The 22,488-nt window shown below is 68.6% G+C and carries 17 protein-coding genes and 1 pseudogene; 8 read left to right on the forward strand and 10 right to left on the reverse strand.

Annotated elements, in window-relative coordinates; genetic code table 11:
• A pseudogene (locus tag A5704_RS28740) lies at nt 1–382 on the forward strand (hypothetical protein); the annotation flags it as partial.
• 242 nt (nt 383–624) lie between these two features.
• Complete coding sequence (locus A5704_RS28745; protein WP_197498995.1) at nt 625–789, forward strand: hypothetical protein; 165 nt, start codon at nt 625–627, stop codon at nt 787–789.
• A gap of 12 nt (nt 790–801) precedes the next feature.
• On the opposite strand, the gene A5704_RS04620 is transcribed toward A5704_RS28745, so the two are convergent.
• Together A5704_RS04620 and A5704_RS04625 are read right to left on the reverse strand one after the other, a co-directional pair.
• A complete protein-coding gene (locus tag A5704_RS04620) occupies nt 802–3,483 on the reverse strand; it encodes an FHA domain-containing protein (RefSeq protein ID WP_197504930.1) in 2,682 nt (893 codons plus the stop codon).
• A 353-nt stretch (nt 3,484–3,836) separates the two neighbouring features.
• Nucleotides 3,837–4,865, reverse strand: a complete 1,029-nt coding sequence (locus A5704_RS04625; RefSeq protein ID WP_067750131.1) for an alpha/beta hydrolase — start codon at nt 4,863–4,865, stop codon at nt 3,837–3,839.
• Nucleotides 4,866–5,047: 182 nt separating this feature from the next.
• On the opposite strand from A5704_RS04625, the gene A5704_RS04630 reads away from it, so the two are divergent.
• Nucleotides 5,048–5,893, forward strand: coding sequence for an SDR family NAD(P)-dependent oxidoreductase (locus A5704_RS04630; protein ID WP_067750129.1), 846 nt, complete (start codon nt 5,048–5,050; stop codon nt 5,891–5,893).
• Between the two features lie 15 nt (nt 5,894–5,908).
• On the opposite strand, the gene A5704_RS04635 is transcribed toward A5704_RS04630, so the two are convergent.
• The 4 genes from A5704_RS04635 to A5704_RS04650 all read right to left on the reverse strand — a co-directional run bounded on the left by A5704_RS04635 (nt 5,909) and on the right by A5704_RS04650 (nt 10,354).
• The gene (locus tag A5704_RS04635) at nt 5,909–6,412 is read right to left on the reverse strand and encodes an isoprenylcysteine carboxyl methyltransferase family protein (protein WP_067750300.1); all 504 of its coding nucleotides are present in this window, start codon (nt 6,410–6,412) and stop codon (nt 5,909–5,911) included.
• A gap of 11 nt (nt 6,413–6,423) precedes the next feature.
• Entirely contained in the window at nt 6,424–7,524 is a 1,101-nt protein-coding gene (locus A5704_RS04640; protein ID WP_082950355.1) for a type III polyketide synthase, read from the reverse strand.
• Between the two features lie 118 nt (nt 7,525–7,642).
• The gene (locus A5704_RS04645; protein ID WP_067887578.1) at nt 7,643–9,877 is read right to left on the reverse strand and encodes a molybdopterin-dependent oxidoreductase; all 2,235 of its coding nucleotides are present in this window, start codon (nt 9,875–9,877) and stop codon (nt 7,643–7,645) included.
• 51 nt (nt 9,878–9,928) lie between these two features.
• A complete protein-coding gene (locus tag A5704_RS04650; protein WP_067887582.1) occupies nt 9,929–10,354 on the reverse strand; it encodes a PPOX class F420-dependent oxidoreductase in 426 nt (141 codons plus the stop codon).
• Between the two features lie 226 nt (nt 10,355–10,580).
• Between A5704_RS04650 and A5704_RS04655 the strand changes: the two genes are divergently transcribed.
• The 4 genes from A5704_RS04655 (at nt 10,581) to A5704_RS04670 (ending at nt 13,736) form a co-directional block, all read left to right on the forward strand.
• Complete coding sequence (locus A5704_RS04655) at nt 10,581–10,763, forward strand: hypothetical protein (protein ID WP_067750123.1); 183 nt, start codon at nt 10,581–10,583, stop codon at nt 10,761–10,763.
• 45 nt (nt 10,764–10,808) lie between these two features.
• Nucleotides 10,809–11,252, forward strand: coding sequence for a nuclear transport factor 2 family protein (locus A5704_RS04660; RefSeq protein ID WP_067887586.1), 444 nt, complete (start codon nt 10,809–10,811; stop codon nt 11,250–11,252).
• 198 nt (nt 11,253–11,450) lie between these two features.
• The gene (locus A5704_RS04665) at nt 11,451–12,845 is read left to right on the forward strand and encodes a wax ester/triacylglycerol synthase family O-acyltransferase (protein WP_067887588.1); all 1,395 of its coding nucleotides are present in this window, start codon (nt 11,451–11,453) and stop codon (nt 12,843–12,845) included.
• A gap of 18 nt (nt 12,846–12,863) precedes the next feature.
• The gene (locus A5704_RS04670; protein ID WP_197508448.1) at nt 12,864–13,736 is read left to right on the forward strand and encodes an alpha/beta fold hydrolase; all 873 of its coding nucleotides are present in this window, start codon (nt 12,864–12,866) and stop codon (nt 13,734–13,736) included.
• A gap of 25 nt (nt 13,737–13,761) precedes the next feature.
• Here A5704_RS04670 and A5704_RS04675 read toward each other — a convergent pair whose 3' ends face one another.
• Nucleotides 13,762–14,247, reverse strand: a complete 486-nt coding sequence (locus A5704_RS04675; RefSeq protein ID WP_067750113.1) for a nuclear transport factor 2 family protein — start codon at nt 14,245–14,247, stop codon at nt 13,762–13,764.
• A gap of 356 nt (nt 14,248–14,603) precedes the next feature.
• On the opposite strand from A5704_RS04675, the gene A5704_RS04680 reads away from it, so the two are divergent.
• A complete protein-coding gene (locus A5704_RS04680; protein ID WP_067887591.1) occupies nt 14,604–19,094 on the forward strand; it encodes an HAD-IC family P-type ATPase in 4,491 nt (1,496 codons plus the stop codon).
• Nucleotides 19,095–19,099: 5 nt separating this feature from the next.
• On the opposite strand, the gene A5704_RS04685 is transcribed toward A5704_RS04680, so the two are convergent.
• The 3 genes from A5704_RS04685 to A5704_RS04695 are packed head-to-tail and all read right to left on the reverse strand — an operon-like array spanning nt 19,100 to nt 22,123.
• Nucleotides 19,100–19,693 (reverse strand): PaaI family thioesterase, encoded by a 594-nt coding sequence (locus A5704_RS04685; RefSeq protein WP_067781035.1) that lies wholly within the window; start codon nt 19,691–19,693, stop codon nt 19,100–19,102.
• A gap of 16 nt (nt 19,694–19,709) precedes the next feature.
• Entirely contained in the window at nt 19,710–20,510 is an 801-nt protein-coding gene (locus A5704_RS04690; RefSeq protein ID WP_067781017.1) for a mycofactocin-coupled SDR family oxidoreductase, read from the reverse strand.
• A 2-nt stretch (nt 20,511–20,512) separates the two neighbouring features.
• Nucleotides 20,513–22,123 (reverse strand): NAD(P)/FAD-dependent oxidoreductase, encoded by a 1,611-nt coding sequence (locus A5704_RS04695; protein ID WP_067781020.1) that lies wholly within the window; start codon nt 22,121–22,123, stop codon nt 20,513–20,515.
• Between the last annotated feature and the right edge of the window lie 365 nt (nt 22,124–22,488).

The raw sequence follows: 22,488 nt of genomic DNA on the forward strand, positions 1-22,488 counted from the left end.
CAGCGGCGTCCCTCCCCCACCCCAGCCCGGGGTCAACGGCGTGCGCTACGGGCCGCAGACCGGTTACCTGTACTACACCTCGACTGCGCAGAAGGTGTTCATGCGGGTTCCCGTCGATCGAGCGTCTCTCGACCCGGCCGGCCCGGCGCAGTTCGTCGCCGCCATCGACAATGCCGACGACTTCTGCATCGACGAGGACGCCGGATTCGCCTATGTGACAAGGCATCGGGCCAACACCCTCGACCGTGTGCCGCTCTTGCCGCGGCACGGCAGCGAGGTGCGCGCCATATCGCCGGCGAACCGTTTGACGAGACTTTGGTCGGCCCGTCCAGCGCGGTCTGGGGGCGCCGGCCCGGGGATCGCGGCCGCGTCGCTTACGTGACGACGGACGGCGGCACCACCGCCAGCCCGGACGGAATCATCAGGCCTCCCGCGGTCCTACGGGTGGAGCTGGGCCATGCGAAAGATTGACCGCACCGGCGCGCCGACTGTAAATACGCTGTCAAACTCCCGTTAATTCGCATCGGCGCTCTCGCAGTTCGGCGGCACGGCTGCGAAAATTTTGCAATCGGCTGGTCGACGAGGACCAGGACCCTTGCCCGGCCGCAGCCCGAGGGAGATGTCATGCCCACTGTCGAGACACGCCTTCGCGAAGACATGCGCAACTATGCCGTCGAATTGCGGCAACTGGCCTACACGCTTCCGCTCGGTGTGGGCGAGCATGCGCTCCTGCAATTGTCCGACCGGATGCGCGCCGCCGCCGACCAGGTGATCCGCAGGGGCGCCTGACCCGCGGCGGCCTCAGCCGCCCTTGAGCCGGATCTTCCAGCGGACGAAGCTCAGGTAGAAGATGCTGATCACCACCAGCATGGCGATGTCGAACCACCACGCTGCCGGCGTGTGACGCCAGTGCGAGTCCTTGGGGCTGAGCGGACCGGGAACCAGTTTGGGTAGGTCGGCGGTGGAGGCCGAGGCCGCGAAGCCCCAGCGCGCAGGCGTCGCCCAGGACATCTGGTCCAGCCCGACCCGTCCGGTCACGGGGATCATGCCGCCGGAGAACACCAGCTGCGACATGACCGCCACCACCAGCAGCGGCATGATCTGTTCGTTCGACTTGGCGATGGCCGACAGCGCGAGGCCGAGCATGGCGGAGGCCACGCACGTCAGCGCGACGTCGACGAACAGTTCGAGGCCGGGCCGGCCCAGGGCCACCGCGCCCTGGGTGGGACCGCCCTTGCCGAGCAGCACGATGATGGTCACGATCGCCGACTGGATGACCGCGAAAACCGTGTAGACGCAGACCTTGGCCAGCAGGTAGGCGCTGGTGGACAGGCCGACCGCCTGTTCGCGCAGGAAGATCGGGCGTTCCCCGATGAGGTCGCGGATGGTCAGCGCCGTGCCCATGAACACGGCGCCGACGTTGAGCAACACCAGGATTTGCCCGGGCTCGTTGGGCGCGGCGCCCATGGGATTGGGGATTCCGAAGCCGACGTTGCCGGGCACCGACATGGACAGCGATCCCATGATGAACGGCAGCACCGCCAGGAAGACGAAGTAGCCGCGGTCGGAGAAGATCAGCCGGACCTGCCGCCTGGCGATCGTAGAGAACTGCCGGAACAGGCTCGTGTGCGAGGGATCGCCCAGGTCGGCGGGCTGCTGGGCGGGCGGCGGCGGAGGCTGCGGGCCCGTGCGCGCCAGGTAGCGCGCCTTGGACCCGTCCGGATCGCCCGCGACCGTGCTGAAGATGTCCGCCCAGTTCGTCGTCCCCATGGCCGGGCCGATCTGGCTGGGCGGTCCGCAGAAGGCGGTCTTGCCGCCGGGAGCCAGCAGCAGGACCTGGTCGCAGACGTCCAGGTAGGTCAGCGAGTGGGTGACCACGAGCACCACGCGGCCGGCGTCGGCGAGCTGGCGCAGCATCGTCATCACCTGGCGGTCCAGCGCCGGGTCCAGGCCCGAGGTCGGCTCGTCCAGGATCAGCAGCGAAGGCCCGGTGAGCAGCTCCAGGGCGACCGATGCGCGCTTACGCTGGCCGCCCGAGAGCTTGTCGACCCGGGTGTGCAGGTGCTGCGTCATCTCGAGTTCCTCGAGCACCCGGGCGACCACCTGGGCCCGGTCGTCCTTGGTGGTGTCCGGCGGCAGCCGCAGTTCGGCGGCGTACATCAACGCCTGCTGCACGGTCAGCTGCCCGTGCACCACGTCGTCCTGCGGCACCATGCCGATCCTGCTGCGCAGCGAGGCGTACTCGGCGTGCACGTTGTGGCCCTCGAACGCCACCGTGCCCCTGGTCGGGTGCGTGTACCCGGCCACCAGCCGGGCGAACGTCGACTTGCCCGCGCCCGAGGGTCCGATCACGGCCGTCAGCGTGCCCGGCTGCGCGCCCAGCGAGATGTCGTCCAGCAGTGTCTTGTTGTTCTCGATCGTCCAGGTCACGCCGCGCACGTCCAGGCCGCCGGTGCGGGTCGCGGTCGCGCTCTCGTCGCGGCGGGCCAGCGTGCCCCCGGCGAAGACGAGGTCGATGTTGCCGATGGTGACGACGTCGCCGTCGTGCAGCACGGCCGAATCGACCCGCGCCCCGTTGACGAAGGTGCCGTTGATGCTGCGGTTGTCATGGATCTCGGTGCCGTGCGGCGTCGGGATCAGGGTGGCGTGGTGGCGCGAGGCCAGCACCTCGGGGATGACGATGTCGTTGTCGTTGGCCCGGCCGATCTTGATCGCGCCCGGCGTCGACTCCAGCGCGGCCTTGCCCGGCCGCAGGATCTTCATCATCGACGTCGCCAGGTTCGAGGCGTCACCGGCGACGCGGCTCGTCTCCGGGCCGCCAGCTTGCGGGGGCGGCATATTCGGCGGTGTGCGGTAGATCTGGGGGGCGTGTTGCGGGCCGCTGGGCGGGGCCGCCGGTTGGCCACCGGTCGGGTGTCGCGGCTGCGGGCCCGACGGGTAACTCGGCATCGACCCGCTGGGCGGATGCATCGGCGTGGGACCGCTCGGGGGGACGGGCTGTGGTCCGCTGGGCAGATGCGTGGGCTGGCGGAAGGAGGCCGACGGCGACTGCTGGGGCTGGCCGGGCCATGATGCGCCGGTGGGCTGGCCGTGCGGGGCCGGCGGGCTCGCCGCGGTGGCCGGGTTGACGATCGGTATCGACGTCGTCAGCGGCGGCCGGCCGGCCGTCCCCTGGTGGCGGCCCACCTCGAAGGTCAGGGCCGGGCCGTCCGGATTGCCGATGTTGACGCGTAGGCCGTCCTGGATGTCGACCGTGGGCACACGCTGATGGTTGACGAATAACCCGTTGAGGCTGCCGTTGTCGACGGCGACCCATCGGCCCTGGTCGAACCGGACGATCAGATGGGTGCGGGAGATCAGCGGATGCGCGACGCGCACGTCGGCGCGAAGGTCACGCCCGATCGCTACGTCGTTGCCCGCGGCGAACGTGCGCTCGGCTCCCTCGTACCGCACCGTCAACACGGGTGGGGTTGGTCGGCTCATCACGACCAACTGTATCGGCAGCCGCGCGGATCGGGACCCCGAATCTCTACCGGACCCGCGCCACCCGGCGCAGCGCCGATTTTCGACGGGTGGCTGGCGGGCGACCCGCCGTTCACGCCGGAGAGCGGCGATGGCTTCCCCGACGACGTTTCGATCGCCGACGGCGTGGCACCGCGGCTCGCCACCACAGACGCTCCGCCGGGCGGCGATCCGGAGAGTGGCCCACCGCGACAGCAGGCCCGGCCCGACGGGCCGTGACAGCGTGAACCGACTGTGATCGATCCCGGCGACGGTGAACAGGTGGCCCGGCGGTCCATCATTTGAATTGCGGCGCAGCCGCTTTCAGCAGCGTGTCAGCCAGCGACCGCGTGCAGGTCGCGGCGCCAGGACTGGGGCGCTGCGGTGACTTCCTTGATGAAATTTCCGATGTGTCCAATGGCCCGCCTGCCCTCGGGCAGGATGTCGGCCGCCAGCGGGAAGTCGTGAATCTGCCCGTCCCACAGATGCAGGTCGCACGGAATCCCACTGGCTTCCAAGCGCTTTGCCATGAGTTCGGCGTCGGGCAGCAGCAATTCGTCTGAGCTGGCGTGGATGGTGACCGGCGGCAAGTCGGACAGGTCGGCGTCCACCGGTGAGGCCACGGTGGACTCCTCGCGCCCGTCCACCAGCTGCGCCTGGCTGAGGTATTGCGCGAACATCGACAGCGCGCCGCGGGTGAACATCGAGCACCGGCGCGCGTTGCGGTGCCTCAGCTTTCGGCCCGGATCAGCGTCGGTGAACGGCGAGATCGTGGCGATGCCGGCGGGCCGCATCAGCTCGCTGCTGATGGCCAGCAGCGTGGTCATGAACGCCAGGTACCCCCCGGCGGAGTCGCCTGCCACGACCACCCGGTCGCCGTCGAAGCCGCGATCTTGCAGCCAGCGAAGGCCGCTCATGCCGTCCTCGATCGCGTCGGTGATCTGATGGTTGGGCAACTTTCGATACCCGACCGTGAGGACTGCGGCGTCCGCGGCCTTGGAAAGGCGCGTGACGACCGACCGGTGGGTGTTGAGACCGCAAGTGAGGAAGGCGCCGCCGTGCAGATACAGAATCGCGCGATCAGTCGAGGCACCCGGCGCGCAAACCCACTCGGCCGCGCAGTTTTCCAGCCGCACCGGTTCGATCTTCGCCGAGATGCCGAACCGCGGCAGCAATCCCGCCAAGCCATCGACGTATTCGAACGGCCAGTGCAAGTTGGGGGTAAAAGCCCACGCGCGCACCGTGGTTTTCACGATCAGCCTGCTGGCCAACGCGACCGCGAACGACTGCGGGCTATGGCGATGGTGGACTCGCCGCTTCATTGCGCCACTTGGCAATAAGCGATGCGGATCGGTGCTCACCATTGCGCTCCCTCCTAAGTGCGCACCGAATACCCGCCCTGGGGCGCGAATAACTTCAGGTGAAGGCGACACGAATGTTGGCTACATCACGGTTTACCACCCGTGTCCGGTGGGTATATAGCGACATTCTGCGATTCCCGGCCCGGGCATCGACCAGCTTCGCCCGGTGGCCCAAGATATGAGCAATGAAGGACGAAACGCGCGCTGACGCGCTGCTCGGCGACCGCGTCGCGGTGGTCACAGGCGGTGGCGGCGGCATCGGTGCGGCGACCGCGCGGCTGTTCGCCCACCAGGGCGCACACGTGGTCATCGTCGACATCGACGGCGGGCTTGCGGCACGGACCGTCGACGAGATCGCCGCCGCGGGTGGGTCGGCGGTGGCGGTGGTCACGGACGTCCGCGACGCTGCGGCGGTCGACGACATGGCGCGATCGGTGCTGGATCGCTACGGCCGGGTGGACGCGCTGGTGAACAACGTCGGTCACTGGCTGCGCCATCCGGGGAACTTCGCCGACACCGATCCCCAGCTCTGGGACGAGCTGTACCGCATCAACCTGCACCACGTCTTCCTCGTCACCCACGCGTTCCTGCCCGCGATGGTCGCCCGCCGGGCCGGCGCGATCGTCAACGTGTCCTCCGTCGAGGGGCTGCGCGGTTACCCCGAGGATCCGGTCTATGCCGCGTTCAAGGCCGCGGTCATTCAGTTCACCCGAAGCCTCGCGGTTCAGGTGGGCGGGCATGGGGTGCGGGTCAACGCGATTGCGCCCGACGTCACCGAATCCCTGCAGGTGCCCTACTCGCAGTGGCTGTCTCACGACGAACAGGCCCAGTGGCCCCAGTGGGTTCCGGTCGGCCGGATGGGCGAGCCCGAGGACCAGGCCCGCGTGATCTTGTTCCTGGCCTCGGATTTGTCCGCATTCGTCACCGGCCACACCATTCCGACCGACGGCGGTACCGGCGCGGCGGGCGGGTGGTTCCGCTCGTCGCGCCGGCCCGACCGGGAATGGACGAATCGGCCCATCGCGCCGTGATCGCCGAAGCAGTCCTCACACCAAGCCCAATGCGGCGTTCTCCGCACGGATCCGCACCCTGAGCACGATCGCGTTCGCGATGCTGAACGCGATCGCCGTGAGCCACGCCGAGTGAACGAGCGGCAGCGCCGCCACCTCCGCAGCGACCGCCGCGTAATTCGGGTGTCGTACCCAGCGATACAGCCCGTCGCGGACCAACGGCGCGCCCGGGATGACGATCAGCCTCGGGTTCCAATGCCTGCCGAGCACGGCCACGCAGCGCCAGCGCACCACCGTGCTGAGCACCACGACGGTGAGCATCGGCCACCCCAGCCACGGGATGAACGGCCGGGCGAGGGCCCAGGTCTCCACGACGCACGAGGCCAGCAGCAGGGTGTGCATACTGACCATCGCCGGGTAATGGTCACGGCCGAACTCCTTGCCGCCATGGGCCAGTGACCATTTGGTGTTTCGTTGCGACACTGCCAGCTCGACCAGACGTTCCGCGCCGACGGCCAGGATGAATAGGTAGTAGTACATGGTCTCGCCCCTCACCACTGCAGCAGGAGCAGCTCGAAGCTGAAACCCGGCCCCATCGCCAGCATGACGCCGTACGACCCTGCGGCCGGCGGTTCCGCGAGGGTCCGGCGCAACACATCGAGCACGGACACCGAGGAGACGTTCCCGTTGTCCCGCATCGACTCTCGGCTGTGAACCATGGCCTCCGGCGGTAGGTCCAGGGCCTCCTCGATCGAGTCGAGCACCTTGGGGCCGCCGGGATGACACACCCAGGTGGCGATGTCCGCGAGCGACAACCCGTGGTCGGCGAGGAAACCGTCGACCTCGCCCCTTAGGTAGGTTTCGGCCATCTTCGGGACGTCGCGCGACATCACGAGCTGGAATCCGCTGGAGCCGACGTTCCACCCCATGACGTCGACCGTCTCCGGAACCACGCGGCTGCGGGTGGCGAGCACCCGCGGACCGGCTTTGCCGTTCAACGGGTTTCGATCTGACCCCGCGGCGACGATCGCGGCGGCGCCGTCGCCGAACAGGGACACCCCGATCAGCGCGGGGATCGAGGTATCGTCCCGCTGCAGCGTGAGGGAACACAACTCGACCGACAGCAGCACCGCCACGTCGCGAGGGTAGCCATGCAGGTAGTCGTGGACGCGCGCCATCCCGGCCGCGCCGGCCACACAGCCGAGGCCGAACAGCGGGACGCGTTTGACGTTGGGCCGCAGCCCGATTCGGGTCATCAGCCGCGCGTCGATGGTGGGCACCGCGATGCCGGTGCTCGATACCACAACAATGGTGTCCACCTCGTGCGGTTCGACGCCAGCCTCTTCCAACGCCGAACGTATCGCGCGCTCGCCGAGGTCGACGGCGACCTCGAGGTAGGCGTCGTTCGCCTCGGTGAAGCCGCTCAGCCGCGGGTAGCGCGAGAGCGGTAGCGCCAGGCTGCGCTGGTCGACCCCCGTTGTCTGCGCGAAACGCAGGAACCTCGGGTCGGTGAATTCGGTTAACTCCCTGGCGACTTCGTCCTGCTTGTAGCGGTGTGGGGTGAAGGCCACCGCGGCCCCGGCGATGTGCGGTGCGCCGCGTCCACGCTGAGCGGCCCCGCTGGGGGAAGTGAGATGTGTTGTTGCAGTCATGCCTATGCCGACGGGCGGCCCCACCGGACGGTTCAGATAAAGGCGGTCGGCGTGAGATGAACCACAGACCGGCGCCTGCCGTTAACCAAGCGATAGGGGGATGAGGGGTAGCACGAATTCAGTGTTTCTGTGCGGGACGGAATCGGGCCTGATCGTCGATGATCGTCACCGGTATGCCGTTGAGCGCGCCGTTGCCCGACGGCTCGTCGATAAACGTCGGCGGGGAAAGCACATTCGTGTTCGCTCCCGGCGATCCGTTGGCCACCGCCATGCGGGTGCCCGGCTTGCCATGCCCCCAGCCGTGCGGCATCGACACCACGCCCGGTTTGATCGCTTCGGTGACCTCGACGGGCACCTTGATCTCGCCGGCCGCCGATTTGACGGTGACGACGTCATTGTCCGTGACGCCGCACCTGGCCGCGTCGTCGGGATGAATCAGCAACGTGCACCGGTCCTTTCCCTTCATCAGCGCGGGCACGTTGTGTAGCCAGGTGTTGTTCGAGCGAAGGTGCCGGCGGCTCACCAGAACCAGCGGCTCGGCCGGTCGTTCCATTCTGGCGGCCAGCCGCGGTAGGTCATCGAGAAGGTACTGCGGCGCCAACCGGATCTTCTTGTCGGGTGTCCCCAGGATGTCCGGGAGTTGCGGCACCATCGGTCCGAAGTCGATGCCGTTGGGGTTGGCCTTGAGCAGATCCAGCGTCAACCCGCCGGGATTCTTGCCGTACTGGTCCCCGAACGGTCCGGTTCGCAGCGTCAGGTCCAGCATGCGCTCGGGGCCACCATGCTCGTACAGCTTGCGGATCTCCGCACCGTCGAGGCCTTGGGTGAATGCCAGGTAATCGAAGAACCCGTCGTCGATCGTGGCGACGTCGACATCTTCGGCCGGCGTGCCGGCGCACAGGCCGGTGAGGCGGATCAGGATCTCCCATTCGTGCGGGCGGTCGCCCGGATCGAACACGGGCGGCGAGTAATTCGCGATGCTGTGGATCGCGAAGAGCAGGATGAGATCGTCGTGGTGCGGTTGCTCGAGCGGCGACAGGCCGGGCAGGATCACGTCGGCGTGCCGCGTCGTCTCGTTGAGCCAAAGGTCAACGGAGATCATCGCTTCCAGCATCGGCAGCACCTCGTCGAGCTTGTCGCCGCCGGGCGTGGACAACACCGGGTTGCCCGCGACCGTGATCAGCGCCTTCAGTTGCCCGTCGCCCGGGGTGGCGATCTCCTCGGCCATGCAGGACACCGGGGCCTGGCCCAGCACCTCCTTCGCCCCGCGCACGCGGGTGTGCCAGCGGCCGAATTCCGGCAGACCGCCCTCGAGGCCGGGCAGCGGCTGAGTGGTGATCGACCAGGCCGCCGGCTTTGGGAACATCGCTCCCCCGGGTACGTCGAAATGCCCGGTCAGGATGTTGACGACGTCGACCAGCCAGCTGGCCAGGCTGCCGAACTCCTGATTGCACAACCCGATTCGGCCGTACACCACCGACCTTTCGGTCCCGGCGAGCTCGCGGGCCAGACGCCGGATCCGGTCCTCGGCGATGCCCGTGACCGCGCTGACGCGCTCCGGTGGCCAATCCGCGGCGACCCGCCGCATCGTGTCGACGCCGTCCACGTGCGGCCCGGGATGGATCAGGTCTTCGTCGAACAGGGTGTGCGCCACCGCCAGCAGCAGCGCGGCGTCGGTGCCCGGCACGATCGGAAGCCATTCGTCGGCCCGGGCCGCCGTCTGCGTGCGGACCGGGTCGATCACAATGACCTTGCCGCGCTTGCGGATCCCCTCGATCAGGCCCATCACGTCGGGCGCGGCCAGCAGCGACCCCTGCGACGCGGCGGGGTTGGCGCCCATGATGACCATCAGGTCGGTGCGTTCGATGTCGGGGACGGGGAAGTTCCACCAGAGGCCGTACATCAGATGCGATGACAAATTCTTCGGCCACTGGTCGACGGTGCCCGGCGAATACGTGACCGGCATCCCCGACATCCCCATCAGCACGCCCGCGTAGCGGGCGAGGGAAAACGAGTGCGCCAGCGGGTTGCCGGTGTAGGCGGTGACCGCCCCGATCCCGTACTTGGAGATCACGGGCGTCAGCAACTCGGTGCAGCGGCGAAACGCCGCGTCCCAGCTCACCTCGTGCCATTCGCCGTCGACCTTGATCATGGGCCGGCGGATGCGGTCGGGGTCGTCGTGCAGCGCGGCAAGTGAGACGCCCTTCGGGCAGATGTGCCCGCGGCTCCACACGTCGTCGCGGTTGCCCCGGATGCTGGTTACCTTGCCGCCGTCGACGTGAATGTCCAAGCCGCACATGGCTTCACAGAGGGGGCAGGTCCGTAGGTGCCTGCCGTCTTCGCCCGTCTTCACCCACCCACTGTATTCCGCTACCGACCGTCGCGGAAGTCCCAAAATTCGGGGTCAGGCCGCCCAGGGGCCGATGCCGCCGACCCTGTCGATGCGAATGCGGGTCAGGAACCCGGGCGGCGCGCCGTCCGGCGGGAACTGGGTACTCGGGTCGCCCAGAATCGGGTTGAGTTGGGCGAGAAGCTCGGGTGCGCCGCCCTCGACGATCCGTGCGGTCCCGGCGATCGAGAGGTAGGGCCGCATCCCGGTGTGCGCCCCGTCGAGCGACACGATGGTGACGGCCACCCGGGGGTCGTTGCGGACGTTGCGAACCTTCTTGTGCGCGGCCAGGTGCGCGGTGACGAGTTCGTCCCCGTCGGGGGTGGACTGCAAGGCGACCCACACCAGGCTGACTTGGGGGCTGCCGTCGGGGTTCAGGGTCACCAGGGTGGCGTCGGCGCCCCTGCCAATGAGGTCGCGGGCGGCGTCATTGAGTTCCATGCGTTGTTCTACGGCCCCGGGCCGGGATTCATTCCCGCATGCGGAATAAGCGGCGCCGAACGCCGCGTTCCCGATCCCATAGCCGATCTTCTATGCACATTTGAATTTGGCCAGTTGGCTGTACAAGTGCGAGGCGGCGGTCCTAGCGTCGACGCCAGAAACTCGTCGGGAAGGGAGCTGGCTCGTTGAGCACCGAACCGGGTCCCGCGCGCCATCGGTATGCGCGATGAGCGATCCTCAACACCCCTCGGGCATCGAGTATCTCCGCGCCGAAGTCCTTGATCGACTGGACGCGCAGCCGTTCGAGGACTGGTCCCCCGCGCTGCTGCGCGCCCTGATCGCGATCTTCGACCTGAACGGCGTGACACCTTCCAACCGCCTCGGTTTTCGGCCCCACATCGTGAAGTAGCGGTTGCGCTTTCGCGTATTAGGCTGCGCCCGAGGAGTCACGACGGTGGAGAACTGGGAATTGGTGGCGCGCGAGCGGATCCGCGACACCCTGGCGCGATACAACTGGGCGGGTGACGCCGGCGACGTGGCGGGCCTCGCCGAGACGTTCTGCGCCGACGGCGTCCTGGAGATTCGCGGCCTCGAGCCGCTGCGCGGCCGTTCGGCGATCGTGTCGTTCCTCGGCGGCGTCAACGTCGACCGGCCGTCAAACGTCCAGCCGATCGTGCGCCACAACCTCACCAACCTGCTGTTCACCGAATTGACCCGGGATTCCGCACAGGTGTCGTCGTATTTCACGGTGCTCACCCACGCCGGCCTTGACCATTTCGGCCGGTACCGCGACACGTTGGTGCCCGACGGCGACGCCTGGCTGATCAGGCATCGCAAGGTGTCAACCGACTGGGCCGCGCCCGACTCGGCCATGGCGAGGCGGGCGGCGCGCGGCTGAGTCCTGCGCGCCGGTGAACGCCGGTGGCGATTTCGTTAAATGTCTCGCTCACATGTTTGCCCGAGACGGCGAAACGGCTACAGATAGAGATCACACCTAGAGATTGCGGTCGACCCTGATTGCGTTCGCCGGTGGTACCCGGCGCTGACCAGAGGTCATGTGACCAGCGGTCAGAGCGCACAAAAGATACGAGCGGATATGCAACGACTCAGTGGGTTAGACGCGTTCTTCCTCTACCTCGAATCTCCGACACAGCCGCTGAATGTTTGCTGCGTGTTGGAGCTCGACCCGGGTGACATGCCGGGCGGCTACACCTCCAGCCAGTTCCGGAGGGCGCTGGCGGCGCGAGTGGACGCGGTGCCCGAATTCCGTCTCAAGCTGGCGGACAATCAGCTGAACTTCGACCATCCGGTCTGGGTCGACGACGATCGTTTCGACCTCGCGCGGCACCTCCAACGAGTCGCGCTGCCGGCACCGGGCGGGTCGAGGGAGTTAGCGGAGATCTGCGGGCACGTCGCCGGGCTGGCACTGGATCGCGATCGTCCGCTGTGGGAGATGTGGGTGATCGAAGGCCTGCACGGCGGCGACGCGCTTGCCGTCGTCCTCAAGGCCCACCATGCGGTGATCGACGGGGTGGGCGGCGCCAATCTCCTGGCCCAGTTGTGCAGCACCGCGCCGGACGCCCCAGCCCCCAAGCCCGCCGCCCGGTCCGGCGGGGCGAATCCCCTGCAGATCGCCGCGTCCGGACTCATCGGCGCCGGGTTACGGCCGTGGCGCCTGGCCAAGGTGTTGCCGGCGACCGCGCTGACGCTGGCGCAAACGCTGCTGCGGGCCCGCGGTGGCGGGCAGACCATGGCCGCCCCGTTCGCGGCGCCGCCGACGGCGTTCAACGGCCCATTCACGCGGCGCCGCAACGTCGCCCTGACCACCCTTGATCTCGACGACGTCAAAAAGGTGAAGAACAGGTTCGGAGTCACCGTCAACGACGTGGTGACCGCCCTATGCGCCGGCGCGTTGCGGCAGTTCTTGGTGGACCGGGACGAACTGTCGGACAGCCCGATGGTGGCCAGTGTGCCGGTCTCGGTGCGGGGCAAATCAGACCGGCCGGGCCGCAACCAAACCACGTGGATGCTGTGCCGGCTGGAGACCCATATCGAGGATCCGGCCGAACGGCTGAGTAGCATCGCGCGGGGCAACGCCGCGGCCAAGGACCACGCCGCCGCCATGGGGTCCAGCCTGCTGCAGGACTGGACGCAGGTCGCCGGACAGACCATGTTCGGCACGGCGATGAAGCTGCTGCCCCGGATACCGCTGCCTGATAAGCCGCCGCACAACCTGGTGCTGTCCAACGTGCCCGGACCGCAGGAACAGCTTTACTTCATGGGCTGCCGGGTCGACGCCATGTATCCGCTCGGTCCGATCATCGCCGGCGCCGCACTCAACATCACGGTCATGTCGCTCAACGGCCGCCTGGGCATCGGCCTCATCTCCTGCCCCGACCTGGTTGCCGACCTCTGGGACCTCGCCGACACCTTTCCCGCAGCGCTCAAAGAGCTCCTGAATTGCAGTGAATCGAGCCACCAGCAGAGCTGACCGCCACGGCATGGCAAGGTGACACCCGTGGCAGACACCGTTACCCAGCAAGACCTGCGCGAAATCAGCACTCCCAAGGGCGCTTTGCGCTACTACGACTGCGGCCCGGAATCCGCCCCGGTGTTGCTGTTCCTGCACGGCTCCGGACCGGGCGTCACGGGGTGGCGCAACTTCCGCGGAATACTCCCCTCGTTCGCCGCGCGATTCCGCTGCCTGATCCTGGAGTTTCCCGGGTTCGGCGTCAGCGACGATTTCGGCGGTCACCCGATGGTGACCGCGTTCGGCACCGTGCCGCCCTTCCTGGACGCGCTGGGCGTCCAGCGGGTGCACATCGTCGGGAACTCGATGGGCGGCGGCGTCGGCATCAACTTCGCCACCAATAACCCGGACCGCGTCCACCGATTGGTGACCATCGGCGGCATCGGGACGAACATCTTCAGCCCCAGCCCCAGCGAGGGCATCCGGCTGCTGCAGGAGTTCGTCGAGGATCCCACGCGGCAGCGGCTGGTCGACTGGCTGAAATCGATGGTCTACGACCAGGCGCTGATCACCGAGGAGCTGGTCGAGGAACGCTGGGAGCTGGCCACCGACCCGGACACGCTGGCCGCCGCGCGCCGCATGTACGGGAAAGCGGCCTTCGGCGCGATGAACGCCGCCATGGCCGCGTCCGACCGGCCGATGCCGTGGGCCGTCATGCACAAGCTGACCGCGCCCACCCTGCTGACCTGGGGGCGCGACGATCGCGTGAGCCCGCCGGACATGGCGCTGATCCCGATGCGCACCATCCCCGATGCGGAGCTGCACATCTTCCCGAACTCCGGGCACTGGGCGATGATCGAGGCCAAGGAGGCGTTCGAGAGCACCGTGCTGGCGTTTCTTACCAGGGACTAGCGGCGATCGCGAGCGCGGGCGAATCTCACTCCGCCGCGACCGACCCCGCCAGGCCCGCGGTCAGCAACTCGTGGGCGGCGGGATTGCCGTCCAGGATTCGGCTGGTGCGCGCACCGATCCGCCATTGCCCCTCGACCCGGACCATCACGAAATGGTTTGCGGTACAACGCCATACGCGATATCCGTCGCCGTCGCGGATCAGCACCAGGGACTCACATAGCGCCACCGCCGAATCGCCGGTGACGGTGACGACGCATGGCCCCAAGAAATGACAGCACCCCTTGGCCACCAGGTTCTGGTGGGCCGACGACTCGACCATGGCGTGCACGGCGGTCCGGCCCTCCATGCGCCAGCCATCGACGTCGTAGCTGCCGTCGCTCGCCCACAGGCGCGCAGTGGCCTCGGCATCCCCGGCATCCACCGCAGGACCGTACGAGGCGATCAGACGGGCGATGTCGCGCTCGTCCTCGAGTCGGCGCAGCCGCGCGGACAGGTCGTCGATGTCACTCATGGTTGCTCCTCGTCGCCGGGATCGCGGCAGCGGACCACCGCTGATCCCCACACGTTAGGACGCACGGCACGACCTCGAGGGCGTACCGGCTTCCTTCCGGAGCGGGCGTAACCACCTCGGCCCATGGGGGTTTGCTCAATCTGCGAATCAGGTGGCCCGAACATTTTGATCGAGCGGCCCTAACAGCCGCGATCACTTGTTACATGTTCTTTACCAGTACCCGTCTCAAGTTGCTGGGTCCCTGACCCCGAGTTAGGTTGGTCGGGTTTGCAGTCGTCGGCCAGCGTCGGTCGGCGGCCTTCCCTCGCGGAGAACCGCGAAGCAACCATTCGTCATGTGCGTGAAAGGGGTTGCGCGTGCGACAGCTTTCGCCGCTGCGGGTGGTGTCGACGGGGCTCGGCGCTGCCGCGGGACTTGGCGACGCGGTCGGCAGGCTGGCGACCGCCGGTCTCGAGGTTGTCGCGCTGCCGGTCCGGGTCGGCGCAAAAGTGGTCTCGGGTGAGGTATCTCGCTCCACGCTGACCCGACGGTGCGGGCGCGGTGACGGGCGGGTGTGGATCGAGGTACGCGGCCTCGACGGCACGGGCGGGGCGACACGTGGCCGCGCCGCCGTCGATGCGCTGCGGGCACAGCCCGGTGTCACCAAGGTCAGCCTGAACCGTCCGCTGTCGCGGGTGGTTGTTGAGATCGACGACGGCGGGGCGTCGCTCGACGAGCTTTGCTCCGCGCTTGACAGCGCTGAAACAGCCTACGGTGCAGGCGATTCCACGCGCGCCGAAAGCCTGCCCGGCGACGGGCTGCTGTTGGTCACCCGCGGCGCGATGGTGGCCGTGAACGCCGCCGGGTTCGCGGTCGCGGTCGCCGGCCGGGCGTTGCGATTGCCGGCTGCCCCGATCGCCGTCGAGGCGGTGTCGGCGATCGCGAATCACCAACCGTGGCTGCGCCGCGCGCTCGAGAGCGGCATCGGCCCCGGTGCGACGGACACCGCATTGTCGGTGTTCGGCACCGCCGCGCATGTCGTCACGTTGTCACCGGCGAAGCTGTCCGTCGACCTGGCGATGCAAGGTTTCAAGGCCGCGGAGTCCCGGGCCGCCGCGCGGGCATGGGCCCGCTATGAGCCGGAATTGGCCCGGCACGCCGACGAGCCGGAGATGCAGCGGTTGGCGCGCCCGGTTCCCGCGCCGGCCGGTCCGATCGACCGTCACGGGAAGCGCGCAGCGTGGGTTCAGCTGATTGGCGTCGGGCTGACGGGAGCCCTCACCCGCAACGTGACGATGGCGTCGAACGCGGCGCTGGCGGCCTCGCCCAAGGCCATGCGCACCTCGCACGAGGCGTTTGCGGCCACGCTGGGCAGGGGCTTGGCGGATAAGCACGGGGTGCTGCCGCTGCGGCCGGAGGGTTTGCGCCGACTCGACAGAGTCGACGCGCTGCTCATCGATCCGCGCGTGTTGTGCGACCAGAGGATGCGGGTGGTGCGGGTGCGCGGCGCCCGCGACGGCGAGTTGCTCGGCGCCTGGACCCGCGCCCAGGACCTGCTCGACGACGGTGCGGCCCCGGGCTGGCACCCGATTCCCGCGGCCGCAACCGACGAGCAGGGGGCCAGCGATACGGTCGAGGCGCTCGTCGCACCGGCCCCTCACCCGCTCGCGCCGGCTCTGATCACCCGGGCGCGTGACTCAGGCGCGCGCCTGGTGTCGGTCGACACCGACCTGCTCGGCGACTTGCGTCCCGCTTTCGACGATGTCCTGCCAGTCCGTGACGGCGGCATCGATCATGCACTCGCCGATGCGGTTTCGCGCCTGCAGCATGACGGGCACACCGTCGCGGTGCTGTCCTCGCTTGGCGCACAAGCGCTTTCGGGCGCCGACCTGGCGTTGGGAATCAAGCCCAGTGCCGACGGCCCGCCGCCTTGGACTGCGGACCTGATGCTCGACGACCTGGCCGGAGCGTGGCGGGTGTTGCATGCGTTGCCCGCGGCCCGGTCGGCAAGTCAGCAGGGTATCGCGATATCGGTGGGAGCTTCGGCGCTGGGCGCGGTGTTCATGGTGCCCGGGGTGCGCCGGTTGCGCGGGCCCGGCCCGGTGACCATCGGTGCCGTCGCGGGGATCCTGTCCGGATACCTGTTGGCCCGCGGCGCGATTCACACTTCGACACCCCGGCCGGCCCCGGCCTACGAGTGGCACGCGATGTCGGCTGAGCAGGCCCGCGAGGTGCTGGCGGCATTGCGCGACCCCGAGGAGCCCGCTGCCGCAACCGAACCCACACCGGGCGGCACGCGGTTCCCGGCCGCGGCGTGGGAGTTCGCCAGGGCCGCCGCCGCCGAACTAACCGGTGATCCGTTGACGCCGATCCTCGGGCTGTGTTCGGCGGCAACAGCCCTGCTGGGCTCACCGGCCGACGCGATCATGGTCGGGGCCGTGCTGACCGGAAATGCCTTGCTGTCGACCGCCCAACAGCTACGGGCCGAGAACCGGTTGAACCGCCTGCTGGCCCAGCAGGCCCCGCCGGCCCGCGTCGTCACCCCGGGGACCGATGCCGCGCGGGGCTACCGCGAAGTCCTCGTCGAGCAACTGCGGCCCGGCGACGTGATCGAGGTGCGCAGCGACGAGGTGGTGCCCGCCGACGCTCGGGTGATCGAGGCGCACGACCTCGAGGTCGACGAGTCGTCCCTGACCGGTGAATCCCTGTCGGTGCAGAAGCAGGTCGAGGCCACGCCCGGGGCCGAACTGGCCGAGCGCCGCTGCATGATCTACGCCGGAACCACCGTGGTGGCCGGCACCGCGGTGGCGCTGGTGACCGCCGTCGGGGCCGACACCCAGACCCGCCGCGCGGCCGAACTGGCCTCCGGTGACCTGCCGACCGTCGGCCTGCACCATCAACTCAGCCAGCTGATGCGCCGCGCGTTCCCGTTCAGCGCGGGCGGCGGCGTTCTGGTCGGCGGGCTCGGCCTGTTCCGCGCAGGCGGGCTGCGCCAAGCGCTGGGCAGCGCCATCGCGGTCGCCGTGGCGGCCATCCCCGAGGGCATGCCGCTGATGGCCACCCTCGCCCAATCGGCGTCGGCGCAGCGGCTGGGCGAATGCGGGGCGCTGGTCCGGGTCCCGCGGGCGACCGAGGCGCTCGGTCGCGTCGAGGTGGTCTGCTTCGACAAGACCGGAACGCTGAGCGAGAACCGCCTTCGCGTCGCCGAGGTCCACCCCATGGCGGGCCATTCCCGCGAGGACGTTTTGCGGTGCGCCGCCCAGGCCGCGCCGGCCGACGACGGCAACCCGCACGTGCACGCCACCGACGAGGCCATCATCAAGGCGGCGGACGCGGTGCCGGACTCCGGTTCGCGCCCCGACCCCGACGCGCATCTGCCGTTCCGGTCCGGCCGGGCGTTCTCGGCCTCGGTGACCGGCACCCAGTTGACCGTGAAGGGCGCACCCGAGGTGGTCTTGGCGGCGTGCGGTGAGGTCGGCGCAGTCGTGGACGACGCCGTCGCCGCGCTGACGACCGCGGGACTGCGAACGATCGCGGTGGCCCAGCGGCGCCTGACCGCGGCACAGGCGCGAGCGTTGCGCAAAGACCCGGACGCCATCACCGGATTGTGCGAGACGGGCTTAGCGCTCACCGGATTTCTGGGCCTCTCGGACACCCCGCGCCCCCAGGCGCCGCAGCTGCTGGCGGACCTGGCCGACCGGGGCGTCGCGATCCGGCTGATCACCGGCGACCATCCCGTCACCGCCACCGCCATCGCCCGCGAGCTGGGGGTCACGGTGAGCGCCGACGAGGTGATCACCGGGTCGGAATGGAACGCCCTGTCCCGGCAGGATCAGCAGCGCGCGGTGACCGAGCGGGTGATCTTCGCCCGGATGTCGCCGGAGAACAAGGTGCAGGTCGTTCAGACGCTCGAGCGCGCCGGGCGGGTGTGCGCCATGGTCGGCGACGGCGCCAACGACGCCGCCGCGATCCGGGCGGCAAGCGTCGGTGTCGGTGTGGTCGCGCGCGGCAGCGACTCCGCGCACACGACCGCCGACCTGGTGCTCACCGACGGCCGCATCGAGACGCTCGTCGCCGCCATCGACGAAGGCCGCCGACTCTGGCGTGGAGTCCAGGCGGCCGTGGCCGGCCTGCTCGGCGGCAATGCCGGCGAGGTGATCTTCTCCGTCATCGGCACGGCGATCGCCGGAACCTCGCCGCTGAACACCCGCCAGTTGCTGCTGATCAATACGCTCACCGACGCGCTACCCGCGACCGCTGTCGCCGTCAGCACGCCCGCGGGGCCGGTAGAGCGCGTCGGGAGCGGCATCGACGAACGCGCGCTCCTGCGAGCCGTGGCCGCGCGCGGAGCGCTCACCGCCACCGCCGCCACGTCGGCGTGGGCGATGGCCTCGGTCACCGGGCTGCCGCAGCGGGCCGCCACCGTCGCGCTGATCTCGTTGGTCGCGGTCGAGTTGGGCCAGACGGTGGTCGACTCACACGCGCCGCTGGTGCTGCTTACCGCGGCCGGCTCGTTCGCCGCATTCACCGCGATGATCAGCACCCCGGGGATCAGCCAACTCCTGGGCTGCACACCGGTCGGCCCTGTGGGCTGGGCACAGGGGCTGGGCACCGCCGCGGCCGCCGTCCTCGCCGTTGCCGTCATGAATCAGTTGCGGTCGGGCCGCCGAGGCGATGAGCCTCCACTCACCGCTGCCACGGAACACGACGAGCCCGCAAACGCAGACCCGCATTTATCGCAGCACCGCGGCCCGCGGGCGCCGCATACCGCATTCCTGCAAGCTCCCGCGAAGGCCGCGCGTGCGCTGAGATTGGTGGACCGAGAACAGCATCGGATTCCGGCGGAGGCCGTCACCGATCGGCCGTGAGTCACTCAGTCACGGTCACCGCGCGGCTTGATGAACACGCCTTCCGCACCGACCGTGATCCCCTGGCTATCGGTGATCTGCCCCTTCGCGAAGGTTTTCACACCCTCGACGCGGTCGACCCACGCTTGTACCCGCACCGGACCCAGCGGGGTCCCCCGGACATAGCGCAGCGTGAGCGTGCCGGTGTAGGCCGGTCGACCGGGTTCGTGCGCGGTCGCGCCCAGGACGTGGTCAAGGACCAACGCGCACACTCCGCCATGGACGTGTCCCGGTGGGCCTTCGTAAGCGGCGCCCAGTGTGATCTCCGTCCAGACGACACCACCGGCGTCGCGGCGAATGACCAGCGGAGGGGCGACCGGGTTGCGCGCGCCGATCATCACATTGCCGGAGGTGACCGGTTGTCCGTCGGAGGGATGGCGAACACCGAACGAGCCCGGCATGAGCGTCTCGCTCAATTGCTCCACGGCGCAATCGATGTGCCTCTTCGCGGCCGCAACGGGACCCGCGCCGGCCTCGGTGCGGATCGTCGCGTCGATCAGCCGGCGAACGGACTGGGCGAGCGGTTCATATGCCGGCGCGCCGCCGCCGTCGTCTTCCATCATCCCCACCGCCCGATCATGTCGCCTTCTGCGAGAGGCCGGCGTCGACGACGAGCTGGGTGGCCGTGATGTAGCGGGCCTCCTCGGAGGCCAAGAACACCACCGCATTGGCCACGTCGACGGGCTCTACCCAGGGCACCGGCAGCAGGTTGCGCGCCCGCAACACTTCCGCGACATCCGCGGCGGTCGGGTTCTCGAGGTCCGGGCGTAAGCGTCGAAACGTCCCGTCGTTGAGAATCATCGGGGTCGCGACCGGCCCCGGGTGAACCGTGTTGACCCGGATGCCGGTAGGGCCGAGCTCGTTCGCGAGAGTGCGCGCCAGCCCGACCACCGCGTGCTTGCTCGCCGTGTACGCCGCGGAATTGGGCGTCCCGCGAAGACCATTGGTGGAACTGATGATGACAATGGCGCCGCCGTCGCCCATGCGCGGTACGCCGGCCTTGACCGTGTGCCATACGCCGGTCAGGTTGATGTCGAGCGTGCGATGCCAATCCCGGGAGTCAAGTTCCCATGTCCGTCCGCCCGCAATGTGGATTCCGGCGTTCGCGACGACGATGTCGAGGCGCCCCAGTGCCGTGACGCCGGCCGCTACGGCGTCGGTGACGGCCTCCAAGTCACTCACGTCGGCAACGCCCGTCACGCAGCGTCGACCGCGGCTTTCGACATCCCTTGCAGTGTCGAGCAACTCGTCGCTCGCCGCGGCGGCATCGAGCGCGATCACATCTGCACCCTCGTCGGCGAGGCGCTGACAATGCACCCGTCCCGTGCCCTTGCCTGCGCCGGTGACCAGCGCTACCTTGCCAACCAGTCTCTTCATCGTCACCTCTCGACCAGATCGAAGCCCGGGTAATCGGCCCCGGCAACCTCGGCGCAGATGTCGTTATAGGCGGCGAAGCCGCCGACGAATAGCATGAATCCCCTTGGCTTTCCGGGTACGTTGGCTCCCATGTACCAGGACTCCGCCTTGGTGAACAACGTGGCGTCGGCGAGGCGGGCGCATTCGGCTCCCCAGCCGTCGACCGCGTCGCGGGTCGCTTCGATCGCGGCCAGCCCGTGGTCATCGAGGTAGGCAATGGCCGCGGCTATCCAATTCACCTGCGCCTCGGCGTGCAGCACCATGTTCGCCAGCACAGCCGGTGCCCCTGGACCGGAGATCAGGAACAGGTTGGGGAATCCGTCGATACCCAGCCCCAGGTAGGTACGCGGCCCGTGCGACCAGTCGTCCCGCAACCGACGACCGCCGCGCCCGATGATGTCCATCTTGGCCAGCGCACCGGTGAGCGCGTCGAAACCCGTTGCGAGCACGATCATGTCGACGTCATAGTGCACGCCAGCGGTGCTGATCCCGGTGGCGTCCACGGATTCGATCGGTGTGTCGCGCACGCTGATCAGCGACACGTTCGGCCGGTTGAAGGTGCTGAAGTAGTTGCTGTCGGTGCAGATCCGCTTCGTGCCTATCGGGTGGTCATTGGGTATGAGCAGCTCGGCCAGGGCAGGGTCGTCGATGACCGCGCGCACCTTCTCCTCGTAGAACTTTCGTGCCTCGTCGTTGGCGGTCAGGTCGGTCATCTGGTCGGGGAACGTTTTCGAGAACAGCACACCACCCAGCTGCCAACGCTTCTCGAACGCGGCCCGACGTTCCTCCGGCGTGAACTCCATCGTCGGCTTGGGCGCCGTGATGTGCGGTGACCCGCCGCCGCTGCGCCACGACAACCGACGTCTTTCGGCATAGTTCGCCTTGATGTCGTCGAGTTCGCGTTCGCTCAACGGCTTGTTGCCTGCGGGGACACTGTAATTGGGCGTGCGCTGGAAGACGAACAGATGCCTGGCGTGTTCGGCGATGATCGGAATCGATTGAATGCCAGACGAACCGGTGCCGATGACGGCGACGCGCTTTCCCGTGAAATCGACGGCATGCTGGGGCCACGCGGCGGTGTGGTAGATCTCGCCCGCGAACGACTCGAGTCCGTGGAAGTCAGGCGTCAAAGCCGCCGAGAGCGGGCCCGTCGCCATCAGGCAGAAACGGGCGGACAGGACGTCACCGCCGTCTGTGGTGACCACCCAGCGCAGCGTTGTTTCGTCCAGTGCCGAGGACACGACGCGGGCGCGAAATGTGATGTCGCGGCGCAGGTCGAGTTTGTCGGCCACCCAGTTCAGATAGGCGAGGATCTCGGCCTGGGTGGCGTACTTCTCGGTCCAGTTCCACTCTTGCTGAAGTTCATCGGAGAAGGAATAGCAGTAGTCGACGCTTTCGACGTCACAGCGCGCCCCCGGATAGCGGTTGTAATACCAGGTGCCGCCGAGCTCCGGCGCCGCCTCCAGGACCCGCACCGACAGTCCCTGACCGCGGAGCTTGTGCAGGGCGTAGAGGCCGGCGAACCCGGCGCCGACCACGACGACATCGACCAGCTCCGCGCCACTCACAAGCACGCACGGTATGTCCTATCGCCCGTCGACCGCCGGGCCGGTTCCCGGTCACCGGACACTGCGGTGACGTTGTCCCGGCTATCGGGCGCGCGCACCTTCGGAGGCGGACCGGCCCTGCGACCGGCTGGAGGGCGTCATCCTGGCGTGCCAGGCCCGGCGCGTGCGCGCCGCGTTGTGCAGTCGATTCCGGCCGCATTTTCTTCCGCTCATCGGGAACGGCTTCGGCTGGGGCACGAACTGCGGTAGACCATTACTAAGCCCCCCAGACGTAAGGACACCAACATGAGCGAACGGGTACTCGACCGGGTCGTGGCGATGGCGGATCAGTTGCGCGACCAGGCCCCCGAGGCCGAGCGGATCGGCCGCCT

It is taken from the genome of Mycobacterium sp. E735 (genome assembly GCF_001666955.1).
Classification (GTDB): domain Bacteria; phylum Actinomycetota; class Actinomycetes; order Mycobacteriales; family Mycobacteriaceae; genus Mycobacterium.

Bases quoted from the DNA above. Each gene is read 5' to 3' on its own strand.
- A5704_RS28745 (WP_197498995.1), top strand. From the start codon at position 625: ATGCCCACTGTCGAGACACGCCTTCGCGAAGACATGCGCAACTATGCC.
- A5704_RS04620 (WP_197504930.1), bottom strand. From the start codon at position 3,483: ATGAGCCGACCAACCCCACCCGTGTTGACGGTGCGGTACGAGGGAGCC.
- A5704_RS04625 (WP_067750131.1), bottom strand. From the start codon at position 4,865: ATGGTGAGCACCGATCCGCATCGCTTATTGCCAAGTGGCGCAATGAAG.
- A5704_RS04630 (WP_067750129.1), top strand. From the start codon at position 5,048: ATGAAGGACGAAACGCGCGCTGACGCGCTGCTCGGCGACCGCGTCGCG.
- A5704_RS04635 (WP_067750300.1), bottom strand. From the start codon at position 6,412: ATGTACTACTACCTATTCATCCTGGCCGTCGGCGCGGAACGTCTGGTC.
- A5704_RS04640 (WP_082950355.1), bottom strand. From the start codon at position 7,524: ATGACTGCAACAACACATCTCACTTCCCCCAGCGGGGCCGCTCAGCGT.
- A5704_RS04650 (WP_067887582.1), bottom strand. From the start codon at position 10,354: ATGGAACTCAATGACGCCGCCCGCGACCTCATTGGCAGGGGCGCCGAC.
- A5704_RS04655 (WP_067750123.1), top strand. From the start codon at position 10,581: ATGAGCGATCCTCAACACCCCTCGGGCATCGAGTATCTCCGCGCCGAA.
- A5704_RS04665 (WP_067887588.1), top strand. From the start codon at position 11,451: ATGCAACGACTCAGTGGGTTAGACGCGTTCTTCCTCTACCTCGAATCT.
- A5704_RS04675 (WP_067750113.1), bottom strand. From the start codon at position 14,247: ATGAGTGACATCGACGACCTGTCCGCGCGGCTGCGCCGACTCGAGGAC.
- A5704_RS04685 (WP_067781035.1), bottom strand. From the start codon at position 19,693: ATGGAAGACGACGGCGGCGGCGCGCCGGCATATGAACCGCTCGCCCAG.
- A5704_RS04690 (WP_067781017.1), bottom strand. From the start codon at position 20,510: ATGAAGAGACTGGTTGGCAAGGTAGCGCTGGTCACCGGCGCAGGCAAG.